The sequence below is a fragment of the Streptomyces sp. NPDC057287 genome (assembly GCF_042667905.1).
In the GTDB taxonomy this organism is placed as follows: domain Bacteria; phylum Actinomycetota; class Actinomycetes; order Streptomycetales; family Streptomycetaceae; genus Streptomyces.
Map to the genome: position 1 here is coordinate 99,284 of NZ_JBHUYV010000013.1, position 24,497 is coordinate 123,780.

The window sequence follows — 24,497 nt, forward strand, 5'->3', positions numbered from 1 at the left end:
ACTCCAGCCCGGCGACGCGCGCTCGGCCCCCTTCAGCACGGGATGAGGGCCGCCATGGACCGCGTCGCCACATTCCCCCACCTGCGGCAGGACTTCGCCGCTTCCCTCGTCGTCTTCCTGGTCGCCCTGCCGCTGTGCGTGGGAGTCGCCGTGGCCTCCGGCGTCCCGGCCGAACTGGGGCTGATCACCGGCATCGTGGGCGGTCTCGTCACCGGCTTCATGCGCGGCAGCAGTCTCCAGGTCTCGGGGCCGGCCGCCGGTCTGACCGTGCTCGTCTTCGAGGCCGTCCAGTCCTTCGGACTGCCCGCGCTCGGTGTGATCGTGCTGTCCACGGGGCTGCTTCAGCTGGCCATGGGCGCGCTGCGGCTGGGCCGCTGGTTCCGGGCCATCTCCCTGTCGGTGGTCGAGGGCATGCTCGCGGGCATCGGGCTGGTGCTCATCGCGGGCCAGCTCTACGCGGCCGCCGGCGTCGAGGCGCCGGCCACGGGCACGGGCAAGATGGCCGGTATTCCGGGCATGCTGACCGACGCCGTGTCGAGTCCCGCGGCGCTCACGTCCCTCGCGGTCGGCGCGTCGACCATCGCCCTGGTGGTGGTGTGGACCAGGTTGCCGAAGCGGGTGCGGGCGGTGCCGGGCGCACTCGCCGCGGTCGGTCTCGCGACACTCGCCTCACTGACGTTCGACCTGCAGGTCGAGACGGTCCAGGTCCGGGGGCTGCTCGACGCCGTCCAGGTCCCCGCGCTGTCCGAGTTCGGCGGGCTCGCGAGCCTGAGCCTGCTCGGGACCGTGGCGGCCTTCACCCTCATCGCCTCCGCCGAGAGCCTGTTCAGCGCGGCGGCGGTGGACCGGCTGCACGACGGGCCGCGCACCCGGTACGACAAGGAGCTGATGGCCCAGGGCACGGGCAACACCGTGTGCGGGCTCCTCGGCGCGCTGCCGATGACCGCGGTCATCGTGCGCAGTTCCGCCAATGTGCAGGCGGGCGCGCGGACCCGGGCCTCCCGGGTGCTGCACGGTGCGTGGCTGCTCCTCTTCGCGGCACTGTTTCCGTCCGCGCTGGAGCTCATCCCCCTGCCCGCCCTCGCGGGCGTCCTCATCCACGCCGGGTGGAAGCTGATTCCGCTGCGCTCCCTCGTGGCCCTGTGGCGTGAGCACCGGGGTGAGGCGCTGATCCTCGTCGTCACAGCCCTGGCGATCGTGACGGTGAACATGTTCGAGGGTGTGCTGACCGGCCTGGCGCTGTCGGTGGCCAAGGCGGCCTGGGACGCCTCGCACATCAAGCTGGAGGTCGTCGACAGCAGCGGCGGACGCGTCCGGGCCCGTCTGTCGGGCAATGCGACGTTCCTTCGGCTGCCGAAGATACTCGACAGCCTGGAGGCCCTGCCCGAGGACCGGCCCATCGACCTGGACCTCTCCGGCCTGCACCATCTGGACCACGCGTGCCGTACGGCGCTCGAGAGCTGGGCGGAGCGGCACAGCTCGTCCGGGACCGAACCCGTACGGCTGACCCGGTCGGACGTGGTGACGGCCGCCCCCTGAGAGCACGGGCGCGGGAAGGCCGCGCGGCTGTGCACACGGACGGGCGGCGAGCACGGACGACTCGCCGGGGCGCCTCGAACAGGCGTCCCGGCGGGCGTCCGCCGCTGTCGGGCACGAGGGCCGGCCGTCGGGGTCAGTCGTTGGGCAGGATGACCGCGCGGCCGTTGATCTTGCCCGCGTGCAGCCGCTCGTAGGCGAGCGGCGCCTCGTCGATGGAGTACGTCTCGACGTGGACGTCGACGGCACCGGCGTGGGCGAGCTCGATCACTTCGGCGAGCTCCCCGCGGGAGCCCCAGTACGGTGCGGTGACCGACGTGGAGAACGGCAGGACACCGAATCCGACGGGCAGCAGGCCGCCGCCGATGCCGACGATGGTGACGTCGCTGTCGACGGAGGCGACCGCACCGGCCGTCTTCACGGTGGGCTCGGCGCCGACGAAGTCGAACACGACCTTGGCGCCGATGCCACCGGTGAGCTCCCGGACCTTGGCGGCGGCGTTCTCGTCGGACAGCACGGCCTCGTGGGCGCCGACGGCCTTGGCGAGGGCGAGCTTCTCCTCGGTGACGTCGAGTGCGATGACCCGCACGGCCGTCATGGCGCGCAGCAGCTGGATGGCCACGTGGCCCAGGCCGCCGGTGCCGATGACCACGGCGGTGGCGCCCGGCAGCAGCTTCGGCAGCGAGCGCTTGATCGCGTGGTACGGGGTGAGGCCCGCGTCGGTCAGCGAGACCGTCTTGACCGGGTCCAGGTCGCCGATCGGCGTCAGGTGACGGGCGTCGTCCACGATCATGTACTCGGCCATGGCACCGGGGTTGCCCAGTCCGGGCGGGTTGATGCCGAGGTCGGCGGCGCGCAGGCAGTAGTTCTCCCGGCCCTCCGCGCAGTTCGCGCAGGTGCCGCAGCCCCACGGGCCGTAGACGGCGACCGCGTCCCCCACCGAGACGCCCTCCGCGCCCTCACCGAGCGCGGCGACGGTGCCGACGCCCTCGTGGCCGAGCGTGAGCGGCAGCTCGTAGGGGAATCCCTCGGCCGGCCAGCTCATCACGGCGATGTCCGAGTGGCAGACGCCTGCGGCGCTCACCTTGAGCAGGATCTGGCCGGGTCCCGCGACCGGTTCGGGGATCTCGACGACCTCGGGTGCGGCGCCGATGGTGCGGTACTGAACGGCTTTCATGGCTCTCCTTCGTTTCTCCGTGCTTCCTTTGTGACCCCCGTGGTGGCGTGGCGCCACCCGGGATCAGGAGGCGGAGTAGCCGCCGTCCACCAGGTGGTAGCTGCCGTGGATGAAGGAGGCGCGGTCGGAGAGGAGGAAGGCGGCGAGCTCGGCGACCTCCTCCGACGTGCCGAGACGACCGGCCGGGTGGAGGGAGATCAGGTGGTCGCGGGCCGGTCCGTCGGTGTCGCGGAGCAGCGGGGTGTCGATGAAGCCCGGGCCGACCGCGTTGATGCGGACGTTCTGTGCCGCGTATTCGAGTGCTGCGGTCTTGGTGAGGCCGACGACACCGTGCTTGGCGGCGACGTACGCCGGGGAGTTCGCGAAGCCGTTGGTGCCGAGGATCGACGACATGTTGACGACCGCGCCGCCGCCCGAGGCCAGGATGGCGGGGAGCTCGTGGCGCATCGAGTAGAAGACGCCGCTGAGGTTGGTGGCGACGACCCGGTTCCAGTCCTCGATCGCGTAGGCGCCGGTGGGCTGCGCGGGACCGCCGATGCCGGCGTTGTTCACGGCGAGGTGGAGGGCGCCGAACGTGTCGACGGCGAAGCCTACGCCGGCCTCGACGGACGCGGGGTCCGTGACGTCGAGGGTGACCGCTGCGGCGCGCGCGCCGGTGGCCCGCAGGTCGTCGGCGGCCTTGTGGGCGCTCGCCTCGTCGTAGTCGGCGACGACGACGGCCGCGCCGCTCGCGGCGAGCCGCCGGGAGAGGGCGAGGCCGATGCCGGACGCACCGCCGGTGACGAAGGCGACCTTGCCGGTGAACTCCGCCTCGTGGGCGGTGGGGAGGTTGGTGCTCATGTGGTGCTTCCTTGCGTGGTGCTGTGGGGCGCCGGCCCGTCCTGCCGGGAAGCCGGCAGGAGTGTGGAGAGGGCGTCGAAGGCTTGTACGACGAGTTCGGGCAGGGCGGCCGGCCGGCCGCCCCGTACCCATGCCGCCTGGGCCGCGAGGAGCGCTCCGGCTCCCGCGGCGACGGCCACGGCGGGACGCAGGTCCTGCCGCGGGTCCACCCCGAGGCGTTCCGCGAGAATCGCCACCGACTCCTCCTGGGCGTCCACACGGATGTGGTGGTACGCCGCGTACAGAGTGGGTTCCTCCTCGGCCATGACCAGCAGGTCGAAGATGCGGGGCCGCCGGTGCCAGGGTTCCGCCTCCGGGTCGTCGAGCCAGTCGAGGACGGCCCTGCGGTAGGCGGTGAGCGGTGGCTCGGCCGGGGGGCGCTCGCGGAGCGCTCGGTTGATGCTGTCGCCGTCGCCCCGTACTGCGTCGAGGACGGCGGCCTCCTTGTTCGGGAAGTACCGGCTGAAGGTGCGCCGGTCGACGTCGGCCGCCTGCGCGATCTCCTCGACCGTCACGCTCCGCAGACCACGTTCGAGTACGAGCTCGAGCGCGCTCCCCGCCAGCGCGTCCCGGGTCCTGCGCGCCTTCCGGCTGCGCCGTTCCGGGACGTTCCCTGTTTCCTTCATGCTTGTACCGTACACCTTTAAATGTCCCAGTGGGACATCTGTCCCGCCGGGACATCCTGCGGGCGTCCGGCGACGCACGGAGGCCCGGGGTGACAGCACGTCACCCCGGGCCTCCGTCGGCGATCCCCTACGACAGGGGTTCCCGCGTCTCCGGAGCCTCCTTCGGCGCCCGGCTCAGCGCACCCGGCCACCAGGCCGTACGCCCGATGTCCCTGACCAGGGCGGGCACCAGGAGCGACCGCACGACGAGCGTGTCCAGCAGTACGCCGAACGCCACGATGAACGCGATCTGGACCAGGAAGGCGAGCGGGATGACCCCCAGGGCCGCGAACGTGGCCGCCAGGACGACACCCGCCGAGGTGATGACGCCACCCGTGGTGGTGAGTCCCCGCAGCACGCCCTGCCGCGTGCCGTGGATCAACGACTCCTCACGGACCCGCGACATCAGGAAGATGTTGTAGTCGACGCCGAGGGCGACCAGGAAGACGAATCCGTACAGGGGTACGGAGGAGTCCGTGCCGCTGAAGCCGAAGACGTGCTCGAAGACCAGCGACGAGATGCCGAGCGTGGCGAGGAAGTTGAGCGCCACCGTCGCGACGAGGAGCAGCGGCATCAGGAGCGAGCGGAGCAGCCCGATCAGGATGACCAGGATGATGACCAGCACCACCGGCACGATGATGTTGCGGTCGTGCTCGGCGGTCTTCTGGGTGTCGTACTGCTGCGCGGTGTAGCCGCCGACGAGCGCGTCGGCCCCGGACACCGCGTGGACAGCTTCGCGGAGCCGCGTGACCGTCGCCTTGGCTGCGTCGCTGTCCGCCGCGTCGGCCAGCGTCGCATCGATGCGTACCCGGCCTTCCACGACGAGCGGTTCTCCGCCACCCGGGCGGCCGGAGGCCGTCATCACGGACACGCCTGCGACGCCCGGGACGTCCTTCGCGGCGGCGACGACCTGCTGCGACCGGTTCGCGTCGGCGATCACGACGGCGGGGTTGCCCGATCCGCCGGGGAAGTGCCGGCCCAGGGTCTCCTGCGCGGCGACGGACGGCGCGTCGTTGACGAAGATCTCCTCCAGGGGCACTCCCTTGGAGTTCAGCGTGGGCATGAAGGCCGCGCAGGCCAGGAGCCCGATCAGCGTGACGGCCCACACCTTGCGCGGGGCCCGGTCGACGAGTCCCGCGATCCGCGACCAGATTCCCGTGGAGCCGGAGTCGGCCTCGGCCTTCCCCTTCTTGGGACCGGACGGCCAGTACGCGGCCCTGCCGAGCAGGACCAGGACGGCGGGGAGGAAGGTGAGAGCGCTCAGGACGGAGCAGACGATGCCGATGGCGCCCACGGGTCCGAGCGCGCGGTTGTTGGTCAGATCGCTGAGCAGGAGGGCGAGCAGCCCCAGAGCCACGGTGGCGGCGCTCGCCGCGATCGGCCCGGCGGACTCACGGAGTGCGGCCCGCATGGCGGTCCACCGGTCGGGCTTCCGCGAGAGCTCCTCGCGGAACCGGGCGGTGAGCAGCAGCGCGTAGTCGGTGGCGGCTCCGATGACGAGGATCGACAGGATGCCCTGGACCTGCCCGTCGACCCGGACGATGTCGTGGTCCGCCAGTACGTAGACGATCGCGCAGGACACACCGAGCGCGAAGACGGCGCCGACGATGATGATCAGGGGCAGCAGGACGCTGCGGTAGACCAGGAGCAGGATGACGAGCACTGTCACCAGGGCGACACCGAGCAGCAGTCCGTCGATGCCGGCGAAGGCGTCAGACAGGTCGGCCTGCGATGCCGCGGGGCCCGCCAGCCCGACCGTCGTCCCCGGGACGTCCTGCGCGGCGCTCCGGATGTGGGCCAGGGAGTCGGGGAGCTCGTCCCCCAGGTCCGGCCGCAGCTGGACGACGCCTTCCAGCGCCTTTCCGTCCTCGGAGGGCAGGGCGGGGCTCACCTTGCCCGTCACGCCCGGGCCGCCCTCCAGCGAGGCGAGGGCCGCCGTCGCCGCCTTCTGCTGCTCCGGACCAAGCTCCTCACCGCCCTCGTCGGACGTCCAGACGACGATCGCGGGCACGGTCTCCTGACGGCTGAACGCCTTCTGGGCCTCGACGACCCGGGTGGACTCGGCGCTCTGCGGCAGGAACGCGGCCTGGTCGTTGGTGGCGACCTCCCCCAGTTTCCCGGCGTACGAGCCGAAGGCCCCACCGACGACCAGCCAGGCGAGGACGAGGAAGACGGGTACAAGGATCAGCCGGCGGGCCGGCTTCGATGCGGTGGACATGGCACTCCTGGGTCGGCCGCGATCTCTCAATCATGATGTATCTCAATGATTGAGATTACATGGCCCGCAGAGCACCCCGCACCCGGAAGGGGATTCAGCGCCGGGGAACCTGCATACGGGTGAGCTCGCCGTTCATACGTCCGAGGAAACGGAGCGCGGCCTCCAGCTCATGAGGCCCGGACGCGGACCGCGCGCCGGCCGCCGCCTCCGCGAGGGGCATGAAGAACGAGCGCGCGGCCGCTTTGGCCCCGGACTCGTAGTAGAGGTGCACGACACGCCGGTCGGAGCTCTCCCGCGCGCGCCTGATGTGCCCCGCCCGCTCGAGCCGGTCCAGGCACGCGGTGACCGCGCCGGACGTCAGGCCGAGGTGTTCGCGCAGCCGTCCGGGGGTCAGCGGCACATCCGCGTCGAGGATCGCGCCGAGCGCCTGCACATCCGTCGCATGCAGGCCCTGCGCGTGCGCGAACGAGTGAACGAGCCGGTTGATCTCGCCGTTCATGCGGCGCAGCTCCATGGCGAGCGCCTGGAGTTCCGACACCCCCGCCATATCCACGGCTGATCCGTCGCGAGGGTCGTCTGCACTGTCCACCGCCCCATACTAGGGCGCGCACGACGGGACACCGATCTCCTGCCGGCCTGCGCGAGAGCCGCTTCCGCAGCCCGTCCCGGACCTATACTTCTACAGTTGTGTAGAAACACGGCTGAACGCGTTCTCCGCGTACGGAAGAAGGAGTGAACGCCACGATGGTGTTCAAGAAGCTGCTCGGCTCGCTCGGCGTGGGTGGCCCGACCGTGGACACGGTGCTGCGCCCCGGTGGCGCCGTCCCCGGTGGCCGACTGAGCGGCGAGGTCCGGCTCAAGGGCGGCGACGCCGACTTCACGATCGAGCACATCACCCTGGAGCTGGTCGCCCGTGTCGAGGCGGAGCACGAGGACGGCGAGGCCGAAGGGGCCGTGGTCTTCGAGCGCTTCACCGTCGCCGGCGGCTTCGTGCTGCCCGAGGGCGAGGAGCACCGCGTCCCGTTCGATGTGACGCTCCCGTGGGAGACCCCGGTGACCGAGCTCCACGGTCAGGACCTCGGGATCGCCCTCGGCGTCCGCACGGAGCTCTCCGTGGCGGGCGCCAGGGACAAGGGCGACCTCGACCGCCTCGCAGTGGCCCCACTGCCCGCCCAGGAGGCCGTGCTGGAGGCGCTGGGACAGCTCGGCTTCGGCTTCCGGTCCGCCGACCTGGAGCTCGGCCACATCCGCGGCAGCGGTCAACGACTGCCCTTCTACCAGGAGATCGAGCTCTCGCCCGCCCCTCGGTACGCGGACCGGATCGACGAGATCGAGGTGACGTTCCTGGCAGGGCCCGCGGGCGTGGAGGTCGTCCTGGAGGCCGACAGGCGCGGAGGCCACTTCTCGGGGAGCGGCGACGCACTCGGCCGTTTCACCGTCGGCCATCACGAGGTGCGGGACCGCGACTGGGCCGTCGAGGTGGACGACCGGGTCCGGTCGATGATCGACGCCCGCGCGCCGCACGGCGCCGCCGAGGTCCATGGGCACGGCGACGGGGAGTCGCGGCATCATCCCGGCCCGGGCCCGGGCACCGCGGTCGCCGCCGGAGCGGCGGGACTCGCCGTCGGCATGGTCGGCGGGATGGTCGCCGCCGAAGTCGTCGACGAGGTCGGCGACTTCTTCGAGGGCGACGAGGACGAAGAGGACGGCGGCGAGGACTGAGGCCCGCGCCGGGAGACGCCCTGCCGCCACCTTCTACAGTGCTGTAGATTTGGCGCGCCCCGCAGCTCCGGGAGAATTCCGGGGGCCACGGGAGAGCGCCTCACACCCACCAGGGAGAAGACACCGTCATGTTCGGAATCAGCGAGATCGCGATCTTCCTCATCCTCGCCGTGCTGATCTTCGGTGCCAGGAAGCTGCCCGAACTCGCCCGCTCCCTGGGCAAGTCGGCCCGGATCCTGAAGAGCGAGGCGCGGGCCCTGAAGTCCGACGGCGTCCCCCCGGCCGAGCCGGGGGCCGACGGCGCCGCGGGCGGCCCGCGCGTCATCCGGGGCACCGCCACCGAGAAGCCCTGACCTCGCCGGTCCCCTGTCCGATCCCCTGCCCGCCCCGCCACCCGGTGGGGTGGGCTTCGGCGTGTCCGGGCCCCGCGGGCATGCGGAATGCTCCTTACGGGGACACGGTGGTGGAAGGACACACGAGCCGGAGCGAGGGGCCATGGAGAGCAAGGACGACAGCGGCGGACTGCGGTGTCTGGTGACGGGCGCGACCGGATACATCGGGGGACGCCTCGTACCCGAGCTCCTGGAGGCCGGCCACCGGGTGCGCTGCCTGGCGCGGACCCCGGAGAAGCTGCGGGACTACCCGTGGGCGGGCGAGGCCGAGGTGGTCAAGGGGGACGTGACCGACGCGGAGTCGCTGGGCGCCGCGATGCGCGACATCGACGTCGCCTACTACCTCGTCCACGCACTGGCCTCCGGGCCGGGCTTCGAGAAGACCGACCGCGAGGCGGCGAGGATCTTCGGGGAGCGGGCGAGCGCGGCCGGCGTCCGGCGCATCGTCTACCTGGGCGGGCTCACCCCTGCCGACGTCCCCGAGAAGGAGCTGTCCCCGCACCTGCGTTCGCGCGCCGAGGTCGGCCACCTCCTGCTCGCTTCGGGTGTGCCGACGACCGTGCTGCGCGCCGCCGTCATCCTCGGGTCGGGCTCGGCGTCCTTCGAGATGCTGCGCTACCTCACCGAGCGGCTGCCGGTCATGGTCACCCCCAGCTGGGTCTCGACCCGGATCCAGCCGATCGCGGTCCGGGACGTCCTGCGCTACCTCGTGGGCAGTGCGCGCATGCCCGCCGAGGTGAACCGCGCCTTCGACATCGGCGGACCGGACGTCATGACGTACCGCGACATGATGCAGAAGTACGCGTACGTCGCCAGGCTCCGCCACCGGCTGATCCTCCCGGTGCCGATGCTGTCGCCGGGCCTGTCCAGCCACTGGGTCGGTCTGGTCACCCCCGTGCCCGCGTCGATCGCCCGGCCGCTCGCGGAGTCCCTGCGCTACGAGGTCGTGTGCCACGAACACGACATCGCACGCCATGTGCCCGACGGCCCCGGGCAGCCCTTCTCGTTCGACACCGCTCTCTCGCTCGCCCTGCAGAGGGTGCGCGAGGCGAGGGTGACGACACGGTGGTCCTCCGCCTCCATCCCGGGCATTCCCAGCGATCCGCTCCCCACCGACCCCGACTGGGCGGGCGGGAGCCTGTACACCGACGTGCGCGAGCTCGACGTGGACGCCTCCCCCGAGGCCCTGTGGCGGGTCGTGGAGGGGATCGGCGGTGACAACGGCTGGTACTCCTTCCCTCTCGCTTGGGCGGTCAGGGGCTGGCTGGACCGGCTGAGCGGCGGTGTGGGGCTGCGCCGGGGCAGGCGGGACGCGCAGCGACTGCGGGTCGGGGACTCCCTGGACTTCTGGCGGGTCGAGGAGATCGAACCGGGCAGGCTTCTCAGACTCCGCGCGGAGATGCGGCTGCCGGGTCTGGCCTGGCTGGAGATGTACGCGGAGAAGGGTGAGGGCGGCCGGTCCCACTACCGGCAGCGTGCCGTGTTCCATCCGGCGGGGCTGCTCGGCCACGCGTACTGGTGGAGTGTGTCGCCCTTCCACGCGGTGGTCTTCGGCGGGATGGCACGCAACATCGCCCAGGCGGCGGTCCGTGGAACGACGGGTGTGACGAAATGACCGTGGCCGTCGTTCTGTTCACCTCCGATCTGCGGCTCCACGACCACCCGCCGCTGCACGCCGCCCTCGCGTCGGCCGACGAGGTGGTCCCGCTCTTCGTGCTGGACGACGCCGTCGAGGCCGCCGGGTTCGGCACCCCCAACCGCCGCGCCTTCCTGGCCGACTGTCTGCGGGACCTGGACGCGGGGCTCCGCGAGCGGGGCGGGCGTCTGGTCGTCAGGGAGGGCGACGTGGCGGAGGAGACCGGCCGGATCGTCACGGAGACCGGGGCCGGCACGGTGCACATGGCGGCGGGCGTCAGCTCCTTCGCGCAGCGCCGGGAGGAGCGGTTGCGCGAGGCACTCGCGTCCGCCGACTGCGGGCTGAGCGTGCACGACGCGGTGGTCACCGCGGTCGCGCCCGGCGCGGTGGTCCCTTCCGGCGCGGACAGGGACCATTTCGCCGTCTTCACACCGTACTTCCGCCGGTGGTCCGAGGAAGGGCTCCGCGAGCCGTTCCGCGCGCCTCGCACCGTACGCGTACCGGAGGGGCCCGCGTCCGCCGCACTGCCCTCGCGGGACGGTGCGCGAGGACTCTCCCCGGGCCTGGCCGAGGGCGGGGAGGTGGAGGGGCGCAAGCTGTTCACGGCGTGGCGCCGGCAGGGGCTCGCGTCGTACGAGGACCTCCACGACGACCTCGCGGGCGACGCGACCTCACGGCTCTCGCCGCACCTGCACTTCGGCACGCTCTCCCCCGCCGAGGTCGTCCACCGCGCCCGCGCCGCGGGCGGACCGGGGGCGGAGGCCTTCGTGCGGCAGGTGTGCTGGCGGGACTTCCACCACCAGGTGCTGGCCGCACGTCCGGCGGCCTCCCACTCCGACTACCGCCCGCGGCAGGACCGTTGGCGCACGGGGCGGAAGGCCGAGGAGGAGACGACCGCCTGGAAGGAGGGCCGCACCGGCTATCCGGTGGTCGACGCGGCGATGCGGCAGTTGCTCCACGAGGGCTGGATGCACAACAGGGGGAGGCTGCTGGCCGCGAGCTTCCTCGCCAAGACCCTGTACGTGGACTGGCGGGCCGGGGCGCGCCACTTCCTGGACCTGCTGGTCGACGGGGACGTGGCCAACAACCAGCTCAACTGGCAGTGGGTGGCCGGCACCGGCACGGACAGCCGCCCCAACCGCGTGCTCAACCCGGTGACGCAGGGCAAGCGGTACGACCCGGACGGGTCGTACGTACGCCGTTGGGTGCCCGAGCTCGCGGGGATCGCGGGGGCGGCCGTGCACGAACCATGGAAGCTGCCCGGGCAGGAGCGCTCCCGCTACGACTACCCGGAGCCGCTGGTGGGGCTGCCGGAGGGGCTGTCCCGCTTCAAGGAGGCCCGGGGCCTCGACTGAGCAGGGAGAGGCGGGCAGGGCCCGGGCGGACCGGGCCGCCGCCTCCGGATCAGACCTTGCGGTAGCGGGCGTTGGCCCAGGAGAAGAGGCCGAAGGAGGCCAGGCCGAGTGCGATGAGGGCGAGCAGCCAGGGGCCCGCGGGCGTCTCGGTGAAGGAGCGCAGAGTGTCGTCCATGCCCTTGGCGCGGCCCGGTTCGTGCTGGACAGCGGCCGCTACGGCGAACCCGCCGGCCGTGGCGAACACAGCGCCTCGAACGACGCCGCCGAACACGCCGGTGACGTCGACGGCCTGACGGACCCTCTTCGTCATCTCCGCCATCTTCAGGTGCTTGTGGAACTTGCGGGTGGCGGCCCGGAAGGCGATCCAGAGACCGGCACCGGCCACGACCAGGCCCGCGGCACCGACGATCCACTGGCCACCGGTCCACTCCAGGGCCCGTGCCGTGACGTCGTCGGTCTGCTTGTCGCTGGATCCGCTGCCGCTGCCCTTGTCACCGGCCGCGTAGGAGAGCACGGAGTAGGACACGAAGGAGTAGAAGACGAAGCGCCCGGCGGCCATGGCCCGCTTGTGGGCCTTGTCGCCGTCGGGGCCCGCCTGGCCGAAGAGCGCCTCGGAGAGCCGCCAGAGGGCCATGCCGGCCAAGGCCAGGCCGAGCGCCCAGAGCAGGACGCTCCCGAAGGGCTTCTCGGCTATCTCCGCGATGGCGCCGCCGCGGTCGGCCTGCTTTCCGCCTCCGTCGGAGAAGGCGATGCGCAGGGCGAGCACACCCACCAGCAGGTAGATCACTCCCCGCGCCACGAACCCGGCACGGGCCCCCACGTCCATGGCGCGGCTCCGGGCGGCTCTTCTGGCCTGGCCGCGTGCGTTCGTCGACAGTGCGTTCGCATTCATGCACTGCCGGGTGCCCCTGAAACGGCGATCAATGCGGAAGCCGCGTTCGATCCGTCAGAGGCCGTCGACGCGGGAGAGCTACACGCCCTCCTCACCAGGCTCGTCCTCGGCGGCCGCCTGCACCTTGGCGCGCCGGCCGACGACGGCTGCCGCCGCGAGGGCGCTGCCCGCGAACGCGAGGGCGACGACCCACGGCCGGTCGAGGACGTGGCAGGTGGCGTGGTCCAGTGAGTAGCGTCCGGCACCGGTCAGCCCGATCGCGGCCGCGGTGAAGCCGAGGAACGCCGGGTACTCGTATCCGCCGCCCATGGCGAAGAAGCCCGCGGGAGCGTGCACGGCGACGGCACCCGCCATGGTGCCCGCCGCGGCGGCACCCGCTGCGGGGGTGGCGAGGCCGAGTGCGAGCAGGACCCCGCCGCCCGCCTCGCCGATCCCGGCCGCCAGAGCGCTGTGCTTCGGCGGATGGAAGCCCATGGCCTCCATCGCCGCGGTGGTCCCCTCGATGCCTCCGCCGCCGAACCACCCGCCGAGCTTCTGGCTGCCGTGGGCCGCCAGGACGGCTCCCGTGCCGACCCTGAGCACGAGGAGTCCGAGGTCACGTCGGTTGATGCACGTCATGGGGTGTCTCCTGTCGACGAGGAGGAGCGGAGCTGCGGCGTCCAGCCGTACGGATCCACTGTCGTCCGGTCCGGGCGGTGGGGTCAGGTGGTGTTACGCCATTCGTGTCCCGCCCTTGCGGGGACTGCGACGTACGTCATTGTGCAACTAGTTGCATAACGAGGGGCGGGTGGTCTACAACTGGCTCGACGACACCTGCGAGGAGACCCGGATGAGCCCGTATCCCACCCTGCTGAGCCCGCTCGACCTCGGATTCACCACGCTCCCGAACCGGGTGCTGATGGGGTCGATGCACATCGGCCTGGAGGAGGTGGAGCGCGGCTTCGAGCGGATGGCCGCCTTCTACGCGGCCCGCGCACGGGGCGGCGTCGGTCTCATGGTCACCGGCGGGATCGCGCCCAGCGAGCGCGCGTGCTCCTTCCCGGGCGGCGCGAAGATGACGACCGAGGCGGAGGCCGACCAGCACACCGAGGTCACGTCGGCCGTGCACGCGGCGGGCGGCCGGATCGCGATGCAGATCCTCCACTTCGGCCGCTACGCCCATCATCCCGATCTGGTGGCGCCCAGCGCGCTGAAGGCCCCGATCAGCGGCTTCACCCCGCACGCGCTCACGGACGACGAGGTCGAGGAGACCGTCGAGGACTTCGTCCGTGCCGCTGAGCTCGCGCGGCGCGCGGGGTACGACGGTGTCGAGATCATGGGCTCGGAGGGCTACCTGATCAACGAGTTCATCGTCGCGGCGACGAACCACCGCGAGGACCGCTGGGGCGGCTCGTACGAGAACCGCATCCGCTTCCCCGTGGAGATCGTGCGCCGGGTCCGTGAGCGGGTCGGCCCCGACTTCATCCTGATCTACCGGCTGTCGATGCTGGACCTGGTCCCCGGCGGTTCCACCCTGGAGGAGGTCGTCCACCTCGCCCGCGAGATCGAGGCGGCCGGCGCGACCATCATCAACACCGGCATCGGCTGGCACGAGGCCCGCATCCCGACCATCGCGACCTCGGTACCGCGGGGCGCCTTCACCTGGGTGACGGAGAGGGTGCGGGGCGCCGTCTCCGTACCGCTGGTGACCAGCAACCGCATCAACACACCCGAGCTGGCCGAGGAGGTCCTCGCCTCGGGACGCGCGGACATGGTGTCGATGGCGAGGCCCTTCCTCGCCGACCCCGACTTCGTCGCCAAGGCCGCCGCGGGCCGGGCGGACGCCATCAACACCTGCATCGGCTGCAACCAGGCATGCCTGGACCACATCTTCAGCCTGCAGATCACCTCCTGCCTGGTGAATCCGCGCGCCTGCCACGAGACCGAACTGGTGCTGTCACCGACCCGTACCCGCAAGCGTGTCGCGGTGGTCGGCGCCGGTCCCGCCGGGCTCGCCTGCGCGGTCACGGCCTCCGAACGCGGCCACGCCGTGACACTGTTCGACGCGGCCGACGAGATCGGCGGCCAACTGAACGTGGCGCGCCGGGTCCCGGGCAAGGAGGAGTTCGACGAGACCCTGCGCTACTTCCGAACCCGCCTCACCGAGGAGGGCGTCGAGCTCCGGCTCGGCACCCGTGCCACGGCCGCCGCGCTCGACGGCTTCGACGAGGTCGTCCTGGCCACCGGGGTCGAGCCGCGCACCCCCGCGATCCCCGGTATCGGGCACCCCAGCGTGGTGAGCTATCTGGACGTCCTGCGCGACGGCGCCCCGGTCGGTGACCGGGTGGCGGTCGTCGGGGCGGGCGGCATCGGCTTCGACGTCGCCGAGTTCCTCACCGACGGCGGGGACGCGGCGAGCCTGGACCCCGAGGTCTTCTTCCGGCAGTGGGGCGTGGACACGGAGTACGCGGACCGGGGCGGACTGGGGGTGCCGGAGCGCCCGAAGTCGCCGCGTACGGTGCATCTCGTCCAGCGCAGGACGACCAAGGTCGGTGCGGGACTCGGGAAGACGACCGGCTGGATCCACCGCACCGAACTGCGCCACCGCGGGGTCGACATGATCGCGGGCGCCTCCTACGACCTGATCGACGACGAGGGCCTGCACCTGACGGTGGACGGCCAGCAGCGCCTGCTGCCGGTCGACACCGTGGTCCTGTGCGCGGGTCAGGAACCGCGCCGTGAGCTGTACGAGGAGCTGCTCGCCGCGGGCCGCCCTGCGCACCTGATCGGCGGCGCCGACGTGGCCGCGGAGCTGGACGCCAAGCGCGCGATCCGCCAGGGCACGGAGCTCGCCGCGGAGCTCTGAGCACCGGGTCGCACCGTCCCTAGGATGCACTCCATGTCACTCCCCCACGCGATCCTGACCGCCCTGCTCGAGAAGCCGTCGTCGGGTCTCGAACTGACGCGCAGGTTCGACCGGTCGATCGGCTACTTCTGGCCGTCCACGCATCAGCAGATCTACCGCGAGCTGGGAAAACTGGAACACGCCGGTCACATCCGGGCCCTGCCGACGGCACGGCCGGCCCGCGGGCAGAAGAAGGAGTACGAGGTGCTGCCGGGGGGCCGTGCGGAGCTGGCGGCCTGGGTCTCGCTCGCCGAGGACCCGCGGCCGGTCCGCGATCCGCTGCTGCTGAGGATGCGAGCAGCGGCGGTCGTGGGCGCCCCGGGCCTCGTCGGGGAGCTGCGCAGGCATCTGGCGCTGCACGAGGAGCAGCTTGCCGAGTACCTGGAGATCGAGGCGCGGGACTTCCCGCCGGAGCGGACCGCCGACGAGGACCGGCTGCGTCGTCTGGTGCTGCGCGGGGGCATCGACCTGGAGACGTTCTGGACGGGCTGGCTGAGCAGGGCGATCGAGGACCTCACCGGTTCGGGGCCGGACGACAACCATTAGTTTCCGGTCCGGACGACAGCCATGAGTATCGAATGAACCGCCGCGCACCGGTTTTCCGGTGCGCGGCGGTTCTGCGACGTCTCGCACTCGCACCGGCCGACGTCTGCCGTTCCTCACAGTGGGGGCATTGTTCGACACTTCCTTCCTCATGAATCAGAACCCGATCTGCTTTCGTTCGAATTCGAGACGGCCTTTCGGCGGGAGAGGGAGCTCGCGGAACAGAACGGGCAGAACAGTGGGAGCGATCCCGTCCGTCCCCGCACCCGCGCACCCGCCGGCGACGCACGGTCGGCCCGGCGCAGGGCCGGCCGACACGGAACCCGCCGGAGCAGACCCCGCCCGGCCGATCCCGCACCGCGCTGACCAGTAGGTTCCGCTTCGCCACTGACCGGCGGCGACACCCGGCGAGGCCCGTCACCCGCACCACGGATCCGCCGTCTCCGGCGAAGCCCGACGACGCCGGACCGGCGCAGGGGGCACCGTCCATTTCACGCCGTTGCCGAAAATAATCGTTGTGCGGCGCCCCGGATCGCAGCTAAAATCTTTTGTCAGAAACGGGGAGATCTATGCAGGCGCTTTCGACGTGCCGACGGATATGAGATGAGACTCACTGCACCCAGGGCGCAGAGATGTCTCTCGACATTTAATTGACTTACTTATCCTGACCCATTCCCGACGGCTGTTCCAAGAACGTGTGTCGCTTGTCGGGGGATCCTTGGAAATTGAGGGCGCGTCCATGCAGCCAAATGAATACGTACTCCTGCTCGGGGCTGATCAGTATCTGCGCGAGCGAGCCTTCTCGGGGGCGAAGCAGGCGGTCGACCTCCCCGTGTGGGCGGCTGCGGAGGACGCCGTACGCCGGTTGAACCGCACGTTCGACCACATGCTTTCGGCCGACCCCAAGGACTCGGAGTCCCTACTGGGTGCCATCCGCGCGCACTCCGCCCGGGGCTGGCACCCCAGGGTCGTCGTTCCGCTCAACGACTGGACGGTGGATTCGGCGAACACCGTGAACCGCGTCCTGGGACTGGGGGGACTGGACGCCACCGCGGTGACCAACGCCCGGAACAAGCACGTGATGAAGCAGGCCCTTCTGGCCGCGGGCGTTCCGACTCCCCTTTCCCGGCTGGTGGAGTCCGAGCAGGAGTTGCTCGACGCCGTGGAGGCCGTCGGACTTCCCGTGGTCATCAAGCCGTACGACTTCGGGGGCAGTGGCGGAGTGGTGCTGGCCACCACGCGCGAGGAAGCGGTCGCCGGACTCGCGGAGTCGAAGGGCGTCATCGCGCAGTACAGGTCGTCGTTCAACATCGTCGGTGACAAGTACCTGGTCGAGCAGTTCATCGACTCCGACGACGAGGCGTCCGTCGAGGTCCTCTGCGGCGCCGGCCGCGCACAGGTCCTCGCCGTGACCGAGAAGTACCTGTCTCCGCGCCCCTGGTTCGCCGAGGTCGCGCACCTGGTTCCGAGCCACCGCACCGGGGACCCGGCGGTGACCGGTCTCGCCGAGCGGGCCTGCACGGCGCTGGGCATCGACAGGGGGCTCGCCCATGTGGAGATCAAGTTCGCTGCGGACGGATCGCCCTGGGTGATCGAGGTGGCCGCCCGGCCGGGTGGGGACGGGATCATGGACCAGGTCGAGCGGGCCTACTCGCTCAACCCCTACCGGCTGCACATCGGCTCCTACCTCGGACACGGCCTTCTCGATGTCGCCGCGGGCGCGGTACCCACCAGGACCTCGGCGATCGCGTTCCTCAAGGCCTCGCCGGGACGGATCCAGGACGTACTCGACGGGAAGCCGCTGCCGCCCGAGGTGCGGAGCATCAACATCAGCGCCAAGCGCGGCGACCTCTCCCATGCCGCCAAGAACTGGAGCACGAGGGAGGGCCTCGTCGAGCTCGAATGGGACGAGCTGTTCGGCGAGAAGACCCAACTGCCGGTGATCGTGGCGAAGGAGCTGTCCGACCAGATCTTCGTGACCGGCGGGGCGGCGGTCGACGAGTGAGGCGGTACACGCTCCACTCCGGTCTCTACCGGTTCTTCACCGGGGTGGCGCTGCTGCTCCTGAACTGGCACATCGCCACCGCGCAGGGCGGAGGCTACGACGCACTGGCCGTCTCCACCACGCTCTCCTTCGTCCCCGCCGTCTTCGTGCCGCCCCTGATCCGCTACTCCCCGATCGCGGGCGGGGCGAGGATGACCGCCGCGGGGCTCGCGGGAGCGGCCGTGACGCTGCTCCTGGTCGCGGTCTTCTACGACCACGTGCACGCGGTGATCGCGCTCAACTTCGTCCTGTGGATCTTCTTCTTCTACCTGGAGTCGACCTGGGAGGTGTGGTTCAACGACGAGGCTTCCGGACTCGACGGTCCCGTCCTGCGCAAGCACAGCTCGCTGACCATGACCGTCAACCAGGTGGCTCTCATGGTGGGCCCGTTGTTCGCGCCGCTGTTCACGCGCGTGGTCCGAGCCGAGTGGGTGCTGGTCGTCTGCGCCCTCGTGTTCGCCGGCGTAGCGGTCCTGAGCCTGGGATCGCATCGCACGGCGGCTTCCACGGAAGAGACGCGGAAGGAGACCGGTCCGGAGAGGACGGACGGCCTGTACGTCCTGTACCTCCTCGCCTTCATGCTCGTGTGGCCCATCCTGGGCACGTTCAACTTCATGCTGCCGCTGCAGGCCCTGGCGCACGGCAGGAGCATGCTCACCGTCGGCGTCCTGGACATGCTCCTCGGCATCGGGATGGCAGTCGCGGGGGCGCTCCTGCATCGCCTGGCAAAGGGCCCGGAGGTGCGTTGGGTGCTGAGGGGAGCCCTCGTCGCGGTGCCCGCCGCGATGGCGATCTGGCTCTTCGCCCCCACGTTCGGAGCGGCGCAGATGGTTGCCGTCCTCACCCTGGGATGTGCCTTCGGCTCCATGCGGGTGATCCTCCGCTCGGAAGCCGCTTCCCACTTCTCGGCGCATCAGGTCGGCGCGATCGTGGCCAACGCAAACGCCTGTTCGCTCGTGCTGCTGGCCGCGGTGCTGGCGGGCGGGAGGTACTTCACCTCCCGGATCTGGCTGGCGCCGTTCGCGCTGACACTGCTGCTCGTTCTCTCGTTCCAGGTAATTCGCAAGGCCCGGAGCAGTCGACTCATACCCAGTGAGGTGTCCGAATGACAGTGCTCACCGATTCCCGAGGCGTTCCTCATCTTGTCGAACAGCCGTCGGACATGGAGTTGGTCGAGACGGCGATCGTCGAATTGATCTCGATGAAGCTGGATCATGAACGATGTCGTCCTTCCTCTCGTCACACGCCCGCCGTGGCACTCCAGCTCATGCTCGCCGTGGACCTTCTGTCCTCCATGGAGCGCACGGCGGTCATGGAGGCCGCCACGATCTGCGCTCCCCTCCGCGGAGCGGAACTGGTCGAGGCACGGACCGGGGCGGTGCTCTCCGCCATCGGCTTCTGGACCGCCGGGGACCTGCCCGCCGCCCGCAACGGCTTCCAGGCCGTCGTCGACACGTATCCGGGGGATGCCGTGTCGATCTACGCCGTACACATGCTGGACTTCTACAGCGGCGACGCACCGCACATGCTGGCTTCGATAGCACAGGCCGTAGAGGTCTTCGCAGCCGATGATCCGGGCATCGGCTACCTGCACGGGCTGCACGGGTTCGCACTCGAGGAGAACGGCCGGATCGAGGCGGCGATCGACCGCTGCCGGCTCGCACTGGAGCTGAACCCCGGCGACATCTACGCGATGCACGCGATGGTGCACTGCCTCTACGAGACGGGCCGGCACGAGGAGGGGTCCCGCTACATCCGCGAGTACATGCGCGGCCGGGACGCCTCGACACCCATGCGGATCCACGTCTGGTGGCACTACGCGCTGTTCGAGCTCTACGCGGACAACGTCCAGGAGGTCCTGGCGTGCTACCGCATCGGCATACGCAGGAAGACGTCGCTGCGGTCGAACGAGGACCTGGACGCCGTCACGCTGCTCTGGCGCCTCGCCCTCATCCGGCCGTCGATGGACCTCTCCGGCTACTGGCGTTCGCTCTACCAGGACTGGAAGCCCTACCTGGAGGAGAGCTGGTACCTCTTCAACGACTTCCACGCGTACATCGCCTACTGCCAGTCCGGGGACTACGACCGCGCCGACTCCCTCCTGGGGACGGTCCTGGCGCGTGGCACGGAGGTGCCCGAGGGGATGGTCGACATCTTCCTCGGCTTCCGGTCCTTCACGACCGGCGACTACGCCGACGCCTCGGTGCGGCTGGCCAGGTCCTTCCACCGTTCGTCCGCGATGGGCGGCAGCAACGCCCAGCGCGACGTCATCGAACTCACCGGGATCGAGGCAGCGCTTCGCTCCCGGAACTACGAGCTGGCGGAGCGCTTCCGCGACTCCGGCAGGATCTTCCGGCATCAGAGCCCCGTACTCACGAAGTACGAAGACCGTCTGACGGCTCTGCGCATATCCGAGAACCACACACAGGGGGTACTGAAGTGAGCCTGTACCGAGCAATACTCGACGAGACCGCGCCCGAGGGTCTTGGACTGACCGCGGTGGAACTCGCCGACCGCAAGACCGTGTGGCAGCTGGACGGCTCGGCCGGCTTCGCCGTCAAGGTGACCCGGGGGCGTGCAGCGGTCTTCCTGTGCGAGAAGGCCACCGCGCTGACCCTGGACGCGCTCAAGGAGTGTTGTGCGCCCTTCGGGGTGGGTGAAGCGGTCGAGTGCGACGCGTCGCAGTACATCCTGGTGATCGGGCTTCTCGACGACACCGCGCTCATGGTCCTGGGCACGGAGGGGGACGCCACCTCCTCGCCGGTGGAGTTCTCGCCCACCACCGACGACGTGCGCAGCATCGTCGGCACGATCGGCGACTACTACTACGGCTACGAGGACCGCTACCGGACCGTGTACGAGAACGGCGCCCAGCTCTGGGAGTCGGCGGAGCCGAACGCGTCCCTGCTGCAGATGATCCAGGAGCAGCCGGGCATCTTCAGCGGACGGATCATCGACCTGGGATGCGGTGAGGGCCGCGACTCCCTGTACCTGTTGTCGCAGGGGTACGACGTCACCTCGGTCGACGTCTCGCACTCGGCTCTGGCACGCGCGCGTGAGCTGGCCGCTGCCGCCGGCCTGGACGGGTCGGGCTTCGTGGAGCGCGACATCGTCTATCTCCGCGGCTTCGACGAGGACCGCTTCGACCTTGCCATGAACATGGGCTGCCTCCACATGCTCGTCGACGACGAGCAGCGGGGACGCCACATCTCCCGCGTCTTCGAGATCCTTCGCCCCGGCGGCCACTTCGTCGTGGACCACTGCGCGAGCGAGTGGGGCAAGGGCTTCTTCTCGATTCCGGACTACGCGGAGGTGGCCGCCGACCTCGTGCCCGGCAGGGTGATCTCCAGGAGGATCCGGGTCGCGGACGGTGAGAAGAACATCGGCCTGGAGGTGATCCCCTACTCGGAACGGTCGGGTGACGCCCTGACCGAGGAGATCAGCCGGCACGGCTTCCGCCTGGTGAGCAGCGCCCACACGGACACGGAGGCGTTCGGGTCCTCGTCGATGCTCCTGTTCCGGAAGCCGGCCGAGGCGGAGCAGACGTCCTGACCCGGCTCTGCCTGCCCGCGGCGGTCTGCCGGTTCCCCCCGGCCGGCCGCCGTTCCGGCCCGGACCGGCAGGGCGCCGGGCTCAGCCGCCCACCAGCTGAAACCCTGTCCTCCATGAGCACACCACCAGACGGACTGCCTGTCTACCGAGTCCTGACCGGCCCCGACGACTCCTCGTTCTGCCGCCGTGTGAGCGAGGCGATCGGCCTCGGATACGAACTGCACGAAGGGCCCGCCCTCACCTTCAACGGTGAGAGCGTCATCATCGCCCAGGCGTTGGTCTGGCCAGCACGGCCCTGACCGGCTCCGGCCGCAGCGTGAGCGCCTCGGCGCCACGCGGAGCCTTGACGGCAGTGAGAGCCGGGGCGGAGATCACGACTCGCTCCGGCGGACCGGTCGCGATCGGCGCGGCCCGCCCCGCCGGCTCATCGGCGGGGACGGGCGCGCTGCCCGCCTGTGCGCGGCTCAGCAGGATCACGCCGCGCACGGCGGCGGCCGCCCCGATGAGCGCGGGCACCAGGCCGAACAGTCCTCCCTGGAGGCGCTCGCCGAGCAGCACCAGGCCGATCGCGGCGGCGGCGACGGGGTTGGCGAGGGTGACGACGGCGAGCGGGGCACCGAGACCGCCCCGGTAGGCGGTCTGGGACAGCATCAGGCCGCCCAGGGCGAAGAAGGAGACGAGCAGCGCCACGGTCACGAGCCGCCAGCTGAGCACCGGCCCCGAGTGGTCGGTCGCCGCGACCGTCAGGGTCTGGGTGAGGGCGGACGCCACACCGGAGGTGATGCCGGAGGCCGCGGCGTGCCGGAGGCCCGGGCGGGTGCCCGGGCGGCTGAGCCCGGCGACGAGGGCCATGGTCACGGCGCCGACGCCCATGGCCTCGGGGAGGCTCAGCGTGTCGTGCGGGGCCGCGCCGCCGGCGGCCAGGAGCAGAGCGCCGAGACCGAGGAGGGTGAGGAGTGTGCCCCGCCATTCCGTACGGCTGACCCGGCGGCCCGCGGCGCGGGCCCCCAGCGGGACGGCGGCCACGAGGGTGAGCGCGCCCAGCGGCTGGACCAGGGTGAGCGGACCGTACTTCAGCGCGGCGACGTGCAGCAGCGCCCCGCCCGCGTTCAGGCCGACCGCGGACCACCAGGCTCCGCGGCCCATCAGGCGGAGCGCTCCGGCGGACGGGTCCGTCCGGCCGGCGAGACGGGCCTGCGCCACGGCGGCGGCCGCGTAGGCGCCGGCGGAGACGAGGGAGAGGGCGACGGCTATGAGGGTGGCGTTCATCGCCGCGCTCCGGATGGTGCGTACGCGGGGGTCGCGTAGTTCTGGGCAGGGATGGTGGCCGGCCAGGCCAGGTGCCCGCGGAGGGGCGAGCGCGGCAGCCTGAGGGCCGCGAAGGCGACGGCGAGCAGTGCGGAGACCACGATCGCGTCGAGCCAGTAGTGGTTGGCGGTGCCCACTATGACCAGCAGGGTGAGCGCCGGGTGCAGCAGCCAGAGCAGACGCCACCGGGAGCGGGTGGCGGCGATCAGCCCGACGGCCACCACGAGTGCCCAGCCGAAGTGCAGGGACGGCATGGCGGCGAACTGGTTGGCCATCGAGTCGGTCGCGGGGGTGTCCCCGTACACCGAGGGGCCGAAGACCTGGGCGGTGTCCACGAGGCCCGCCGCGCGCAGCATCCGCGGGGGCGCCAGGGGGAAGAGCAGGTGCAGGGCGAGTGCCGCGCCCGTGAGCGCGGTCAGGATCCGGCGCGCCCAGACGTAGTGGCGCGGGCGGCGCAGGTACAGCCAGACCAGGAAGCCGAGCGTCGCGGGGAAGTGCACGGCCGCGTAGTAGGTGTTCGCCGTCTCGACGAGGGTGTGGCTGTGCAGCAGAAGACCCTGCACGGCTCCCTCGCCGGGGAGGCCGACGGCCCGCTCGAAGCTCCAGACGTGCCCGGCGTTGCGGAACGCCTCCTCGACGTGGCCGTTCGCGGCCTGCCGGCCGAGTTTGTAGACGAGGAAGAGTCCGGCTACCAGAAGCAGTTCGCGGACGAGGGGCGGTCGGGCTGAGATGTCCGGCTCCCGCTCCGCAGGCTCACTGCGGGTGTGCATCACCCGTGCCCCTTTGCTGACGGTGCGCTGTCGCGACGTACGGCGTGGCCACTCCACGCCGTATCGATACGTCAGTGTACCGATACGGCGGCGTATCGGTACACTCACGTATCGGTACACTGGCGTATCGAGGGTCCCCAGCCGCAGAGTCGCAGAGAGGGAAGCAGATGCCGTCGCCCGGTTCCGCACAGGAGTCCGTATCCGCGTCACGCCGGTCGAAGATCACACCGGAGCGGGCGCAGGAGCTCTACAACGCCGTGCTGGACCTGGTCCGTGAGAGCGGCTACGACTCACTGACGATGGAGGGCGTCGCCGCCCGCACCCGGTGCGGGAAGTCCACGCTCTACCGCCAGTGGGGCTCCAAGCCGGAGCTGGTCGTCGCCGCGCTGCACAGCACCCGCAGGACCCTGTTCTCGGACATCGACACCGGCAGCCTGCCCGGCGACCTGCACGCGACCGCACGCGTGGTGGACGCGGCCTCCGGGCAGGACACCGCACTGATGCACGCGCTCAGCCACGCCGCGCTCCAGAACCCCGACCTGCTCTGCGCCATGCGCTCCACCCTGATCACACCGGCCATCGCCGCGATCGACGCGATGGTCGAGCGGGCTGTCCGGCGCGGCGAGATCGCGGCGGACAACCCCGCGGCGGACTACGTGGCCGCCCAGGTGCTCGGCATCATGCGCGCCCGGCCGCTCCTGGAGGGGCGGTACGCGGACGACGCCTTCCTCACCCACTTCATCGAGTGCGCCGTACTCCCCGCACTCGGCCTCCCCTCACCCCCGCCCGCTCCCCCGGGAAGCGGGACCTGATGAACGTGGGCCGTCGTCCGAGCGGATGACGAGGGCCCACCCGCGCGCCGCACCGTGGGGACGGGGTCGGCGCACACCCGGCCGGGCGGGGGGGGGGCTCGAGGGACCCCGC

General features: G+C 71.0%; 22 protein-coding genes. 13 read left to right on the forward strand and 9 right to left on the reverse strand.

Translation table 11 applies throughout. The annotated features are described in order from the left end of the window. The first annotated feature begins 54 nt into the window (after positions 1-54). A complete protein-coding gene (locus ACFUNE_RS24545; RefSeq protein ID WP_383571934.1) occupies positions 55-1,539 on the forward strand; it encodes a SulP family inorganic anion transporter in 1,485 nt (494 codons plus the stop codon). Between the two features lie 133 nt (positions 1,540-1,672). On the opposite strand, the gene ACFUNE_RS24550 is transcribed toward ACFUNE_RS24545, so the two are convergent. From ACFUNE_RS24550 to ACFUNE_RS24570, 5 genes are all read right to left on the reverse strand, one after another. Next, positions 1,673-2,713, reverse strand: coding sequence for an NAD(P)-dependent alcohol dehydrogenase (locus tag ACFUNE_RS24550; protein WP_383571937.1), 1,041 nt, complete (start codon positions 2,711-2,713; stop codon positions 1,673-1,675). Positions 2,714-2,776: 63 nt separating this feature from the next. Next, a complete protein-coding gene (locus ACFUNE_RS24555) occupies positions 2,777-3,553 on the reverse strand; it encodes an SDR family NAD(P)-dependent oxidoreductase (protein WP_383571940.1) in 777 nt (258 codons plus the stop codon). Continuing rightward, positions 3,550-4,218, reverse strand: a complete 669-nt coding sequence (locus ACFUNE_RS24560; protein WP_383571943.1) for a TetR family transcriptional regulator — start codon at positions 4,216-4,218, stop codon at positions 3,550-3,552. Before ACFUNE_RS24560 ends, ACFUNE_RS24555 begins: the two co-directional genes overlap by 4 nt. 127 nt (positions 4,219-4,345) lie before the next feature. Beyond that, positions 4,346-6,475: an MMPL family transporter gene (locus tag ACFUNE_RS24565; protein WP_383571946.1), complete on the reverse strand. Its 2,130-nt coding sequence runs from the start codon at positions 6,473-6,475 to the stop codon at positions 4,346-4,348. A gap of 94 nt (positions 6,476-6,569) precedes the next feature. Continuing rightward, positions 6,570-7,064, reverse strand: a complete 495-nt coding sequence (locus ACFUNE_RS24570) for a MarR family winged helix-turn-helix transcriptional regulator (RefSeq protein ID WP_383571949.1) — start codon at positions 7,062-7,064, stop codon at positions 6,570-6,572. 155 nt (positions 7,065-7,219) lie between these two features. Between ACFUNE_RS24570 and ACFUNE_RS24575 the strand changes: the two genes are divergently transcribed. The 4 genes from ACFUNE_RS24575 to ACFUNE_RS24590 all read left to right on the forward strand — a co-directional run bounded on the left by ACFUNE_RS24575 (position 7,220) and on the right by ACFUNE_RS24590 (position 11,580). Then, positions 7,220-8,197 carry a sporulation protein gene (locus tag ACFUNE_RS24575; protein ID WP_383571952.1) on the forward strand — a complete coding sequence of 326 codons (978 nt, stop codon included), beginning with the start codon at positions 7,220-7,222 and terminating at the stop codon, positions 8,195-8,197. Between the two features lie 128 nt (positions 8,198-8,325). Further along, on the forward strand, positions 8,326-8,550 hold the full coding sequence (locus ACFUNE_RS24580; protein ID WP_383571955.1) for a twin-arginine translocase TatA/TatE family subunit: 225 nt from the start codon (positions 8,326-8,328) through the stop codon (positions 8,548-8,550). Between the two features lie 142 nt (positions 8,551-8,692). Beyond that, on the forward strand, positions 8,693-10,204 hold the full coding sequence (locus ACFUNE_RS24585; protein WP_383571958.1) for an SDR family oxidoreductase: 1,512 nt from the start codon (positions 8,693-8,695) through the stop codon (positions 10,202-10,204). Next, positions 10,201-11,580 (forward strand): cryptochrome/photolyase family protein, encoded by a 1,380-nt coding sequence (locus tag ACFUNE_RS24590; protein WP_383571961.1) that lies wholly within the window; start codon positions 10,201-10,203, stop codon positions 11,578-11,580. Before ACFUNE_RS24585 ends, ACFUNE_RS24590 begins: the two co-directional genes overlap by 4 nt. Positions 11,581-11,629: 49 nt before the next feature. Here ACFUNE_RS24590 and ACFUNE_RS24595 read toward each other — a convergent pair whose 3' ends face one another. Both ACFUNE_RS24595 and ACFUNE_RS24600 read right to left on the reverse strand, forming a co-directional pair. Next, entirely contained in the window at positions 11,630-12,472 is an 843-nt protein-coding gene (locus tag ACFUNE_RS24595; RefSeq protein WP_383571964.1) for a DUF1206 domain-containing protein, read from the reverse strand. A gap of 78 nt (positions 12,473-12,550) precedes the next feature. Continuing rightward, positions 12,551-13,090 carry a DoxX family protein gene (locus tag ACFUNE_RS24600; protein ID WP_383571967.1) on the reverse strand — a complete coding sequence of 180 codons (540 nt, stop codon included), beginning with the start codon at positions 13,088-13,090 and terminating at the stop codon, positions 12,551-12,553. Between the two features lie 211 nt (positions 13,091-13,301). Here ACFUNE_RS24600 and ACFUNE_RS24605 point away from each other — a divergent pair, with 211 nt between their 5' ends. From ACFUNE_RS24605 to ACFUNE_RS24635, 7 genes are all read left to right on the forward strand, one after another. Continuing rightward, positions 13,302-15,317 carry an FAD-dependent oxidoreductase gene (locus ACFUNE_RS24605; RefSeq protein WP_383572293.1) on the forward strand — a complete coding sequence of 672 codons (2,016 nt, stop codon included), beginning with the start codon at positions 13,302-13,304 and terminating at the stop codon, positions 15,315-15,317. Between the two features lie 33 nt (positions 15,318-15,350). Next, a complete protein-coding gene (locus ACFUNE_RS24610; protein WP_383571969.1) occupies positions 15,351-15,902 on the forward strand; it encodes a PadR family transcriptional regulator in 552 nt (183 codons plus the stop codon). 736 nt (positions 15,903-16,638) lie between these two features. Then, positions 16,639-17,904, forward strand: coding sequence for an acetyl-CoA carboxylase biotin carboxylase subunit family protein (locus tag ACFUNE_RS24615; protein WP_383571972.1), 1,266 nt, complete (start codon positions 16,639-16,641; stop codon positions 17,902-17,904). Next, on the forward strand, positions 17,901-19,052 hold the full coding sequence (locus ACFUNE_RS24620) for an MFS transporter (protein WP_383571975.1): 1,152 nt from the start codon (positions 17,901-17,903) through the stop codon (positions 19,050-19,052). The genes ACFUNE_RS24615 and ACFUNE_RS24620 overlap by 4 nt, the downstream gene beginning before the upstream one ends. 143 nt (positions 19,053-19,195) lie before the next feature. Further along, positions 19,196-20,386, forward strand: coding sequence for a hypothetical protein (locus ACFUNE_RS24625; RefSeq protein WP_383571977.1), 1,191 nt, complete (start codon positions 19,196-19,198; stop codon positions 20,384-20,386). Next, complete coding sequence (locus ACFUNE_RS24630; RefSeq protein WP_383571980.1) at positions 20,383-21,495, forward strand: class I SAM-dependent methyltransferase; 1,113 nt, start codon at positions 20,383-20,385, stop codon at positions 21,493-21,495. The genes ACFUNE_RS24625 and ACFUNE_RS24630 overlap by 4 nt, the downstream gene beginning before the upstream one ends. 113 nt (positions 21,496-21,608) lie before the next feature. Beyond that, positions 21,609-21,794, forward strand: a complete 186-nt coding sequence (locus ACFUNE_RS24635) for a DUF1737 domain-containing protein (protein WP_383571983.1) — start codon at positions 21,609-21,611, stop codon at positions 21,792-21,794. On the opposite strand, the gene ACFUNE_RS24640 is transcribed toward ACFUNE_RS24635, so the two are convergent. Both ACFUNE_RS24640 and ACFUNE_RS24645 read right to left on the reverse strand, forming a co-directional pair. Further along, complete coding sequence (locus tag ACFUNE_RS24640) at positions 21,757-22,764, reverse strand: hypothetical protein (RefSeq protein ID WP_383571986.1); 1,008 nt, start codon at positions 22,762-22,764, stop codon at positions 21,757-21,759. The genes ACFUNE_RS24635 and ACFUNE_RS24640 overlap by 38 nt on opposite strands. Further along, positions 22,761-23,573: a phosphatase PAP2 family protein gene (locus tag ACFUNE_RS24645; RefSeq protein ID WP_383571990.1), complete on the reverse strand. Its 813-nt coding sequence runs from the start codon at positions 23,571-23,573 to the stop codon at positions 22,761-22,763. Before ACFUNE_RS24645 ends, ACFUNE_RS24640 begins: the two co-directional genes overlap by 4 nt. Positions 23,574-23,740: 167 nt before the next feature. On the opposite strand from ACFUNE_RS24645, the gene ACFUNE_RS24650 reads away from it, so the two are divergent. Further along, complete coding sequence (locus ACFUNE_RS24650) at positions 23,741-24,385, forward strand: TetR/AcrR family transcriptional regulator (RefSeq protein WP_383571993.1); 645 nt, start codon at positions 23,741-23,743, stop codon at positions 24,383-24,385. The last annotated feature ends 112 nt before the right edge of the window (positions 24,386-24,497 follow it).

Coding starts and splice junctions, on each gene's coding strand:
- ACFUNE_RS24545 (WP_383571934.1), top strand. CDS start 55: ATGGACCGCGTCGCCACATTCCCCCACCTGCGGCAGGACTTCGCCGCT.
- ACFUNE_RS24575 (WP_383571952.1), top strand. CDS start 7,220: ATGGTGTTCAAGAAGCTGCTCGGCTCGCTCGGCGTGGGTGGCCCGACC.
- ACFUNE_RS24600 (WP_383571967.1), bottom strand. CDS start 13,090: ATGACGTGCATCAACCGACGTGACCTCGGACTCCTCGTGCTCAGGGTC.
- ACFUNE_RS24650 (WP_383571993.1), top strand. CDS start 23,741: ATGCCGTCGCCCGGTTCCGCACAGGAGTCCGTATCCGCGTCACGCCGG.
- ACFUNE_RS24595 (WP_383571964.1), bottom strand. CDS start 12,472: ATGAATGCGAACGCACTGTCGACGAACGCACGCGGCCAGGCCAGAAGA.
- ACFUNE_RS24560 (WP_383571943.1), bottom strand. CDS start 4,218: ATGAAGGAAACAGGGAACGTCCCGGAACGGCGCAGCCGGAAGGCGCGC.
- ACFUNE_RS24550 (WP_383571937.1), bottom strand. CDS start 2,713: ATGAAAGCCGTTCAGTACCGCACCATCGGCGCCGCACCCGAGGTCGTC.
- ACFUNE_RS24580 (WP_383571955.1), top strand. CDS start 8,326: ATGTTCGGAATCAGCGAGATCGCGATCTTCCTCATCCTCGCCGTGCTG.
- ACFUNE_RS24565 (WP_383571946.1), bottom strand. CDS start 6,475: ATGTCCACCGCATCGAAGCCGGCCCGCCGGCTGATCCTTGTACCCGTC.
- ACFUNE_RS24585 (WP_383571958.1), top strand. CDS start 8,693: ATGGAGAGCAAGGACGACAGCGGCGGACTGCGGTGTCTGGTGACGGGC.
- ACFUNE_RS24590 (WP_383571961.1), top strand. CDS start 10,201: ATGACCGTGGCCGTCGTTCTGTTCACCTCCGATCTGCGGCTCCACGAC.
- ACFUNE_RS24615 (WP_383571972.1), top strand. CDS start 16,639: ATGCAGCCAAATGAATACGTACTCCTGCTCGGGGCTGATCAGTATCTG.
- ACFUNE_RS24610 (WP_383571969.1), top strand. CDS start 15,351: ATGTCACTCCCCCACGCGATCCTGACCGCCCTGCTCGAGAAGCCGTCG.
- ACFUNE_RS24635 (WP_383571983.1), top strand. CDS start 21,609: ATGAGCACACCACCAGACGGACTGCCTGTCTACCGAGTCCTGACCGGC.
- ACFUNE_RS24605 (WP_383572293.1), top strand. CDS start 13,302: ATGAGCCCGTATCCCACCCTGCTGAGCCCGCTCGACCTCGGATTCACC.
- ACFUNE_RS24640 (WP_383571986.1), bottom strand. CDS start 22,764: ATGAACGCCACCCTCATAGCCGTCGCCCTCTCCCTCGTCTCCGCCGGC.
- ACFUNE_RS24555 (WP_383571940.1), bottom strand. CDS start 3,553: ATGAGCACCAACCTCCCCACCGCCCACGAGGCGGAGTTCACCGGCAAG.
- ACFUNE_RS24645 (WP_383571990.1), bottom strand. CDS start 23,573: ATGCACACCCGCAGTGAGCCTGCGGAGCGGGAGCCGGACATCTCAGCC.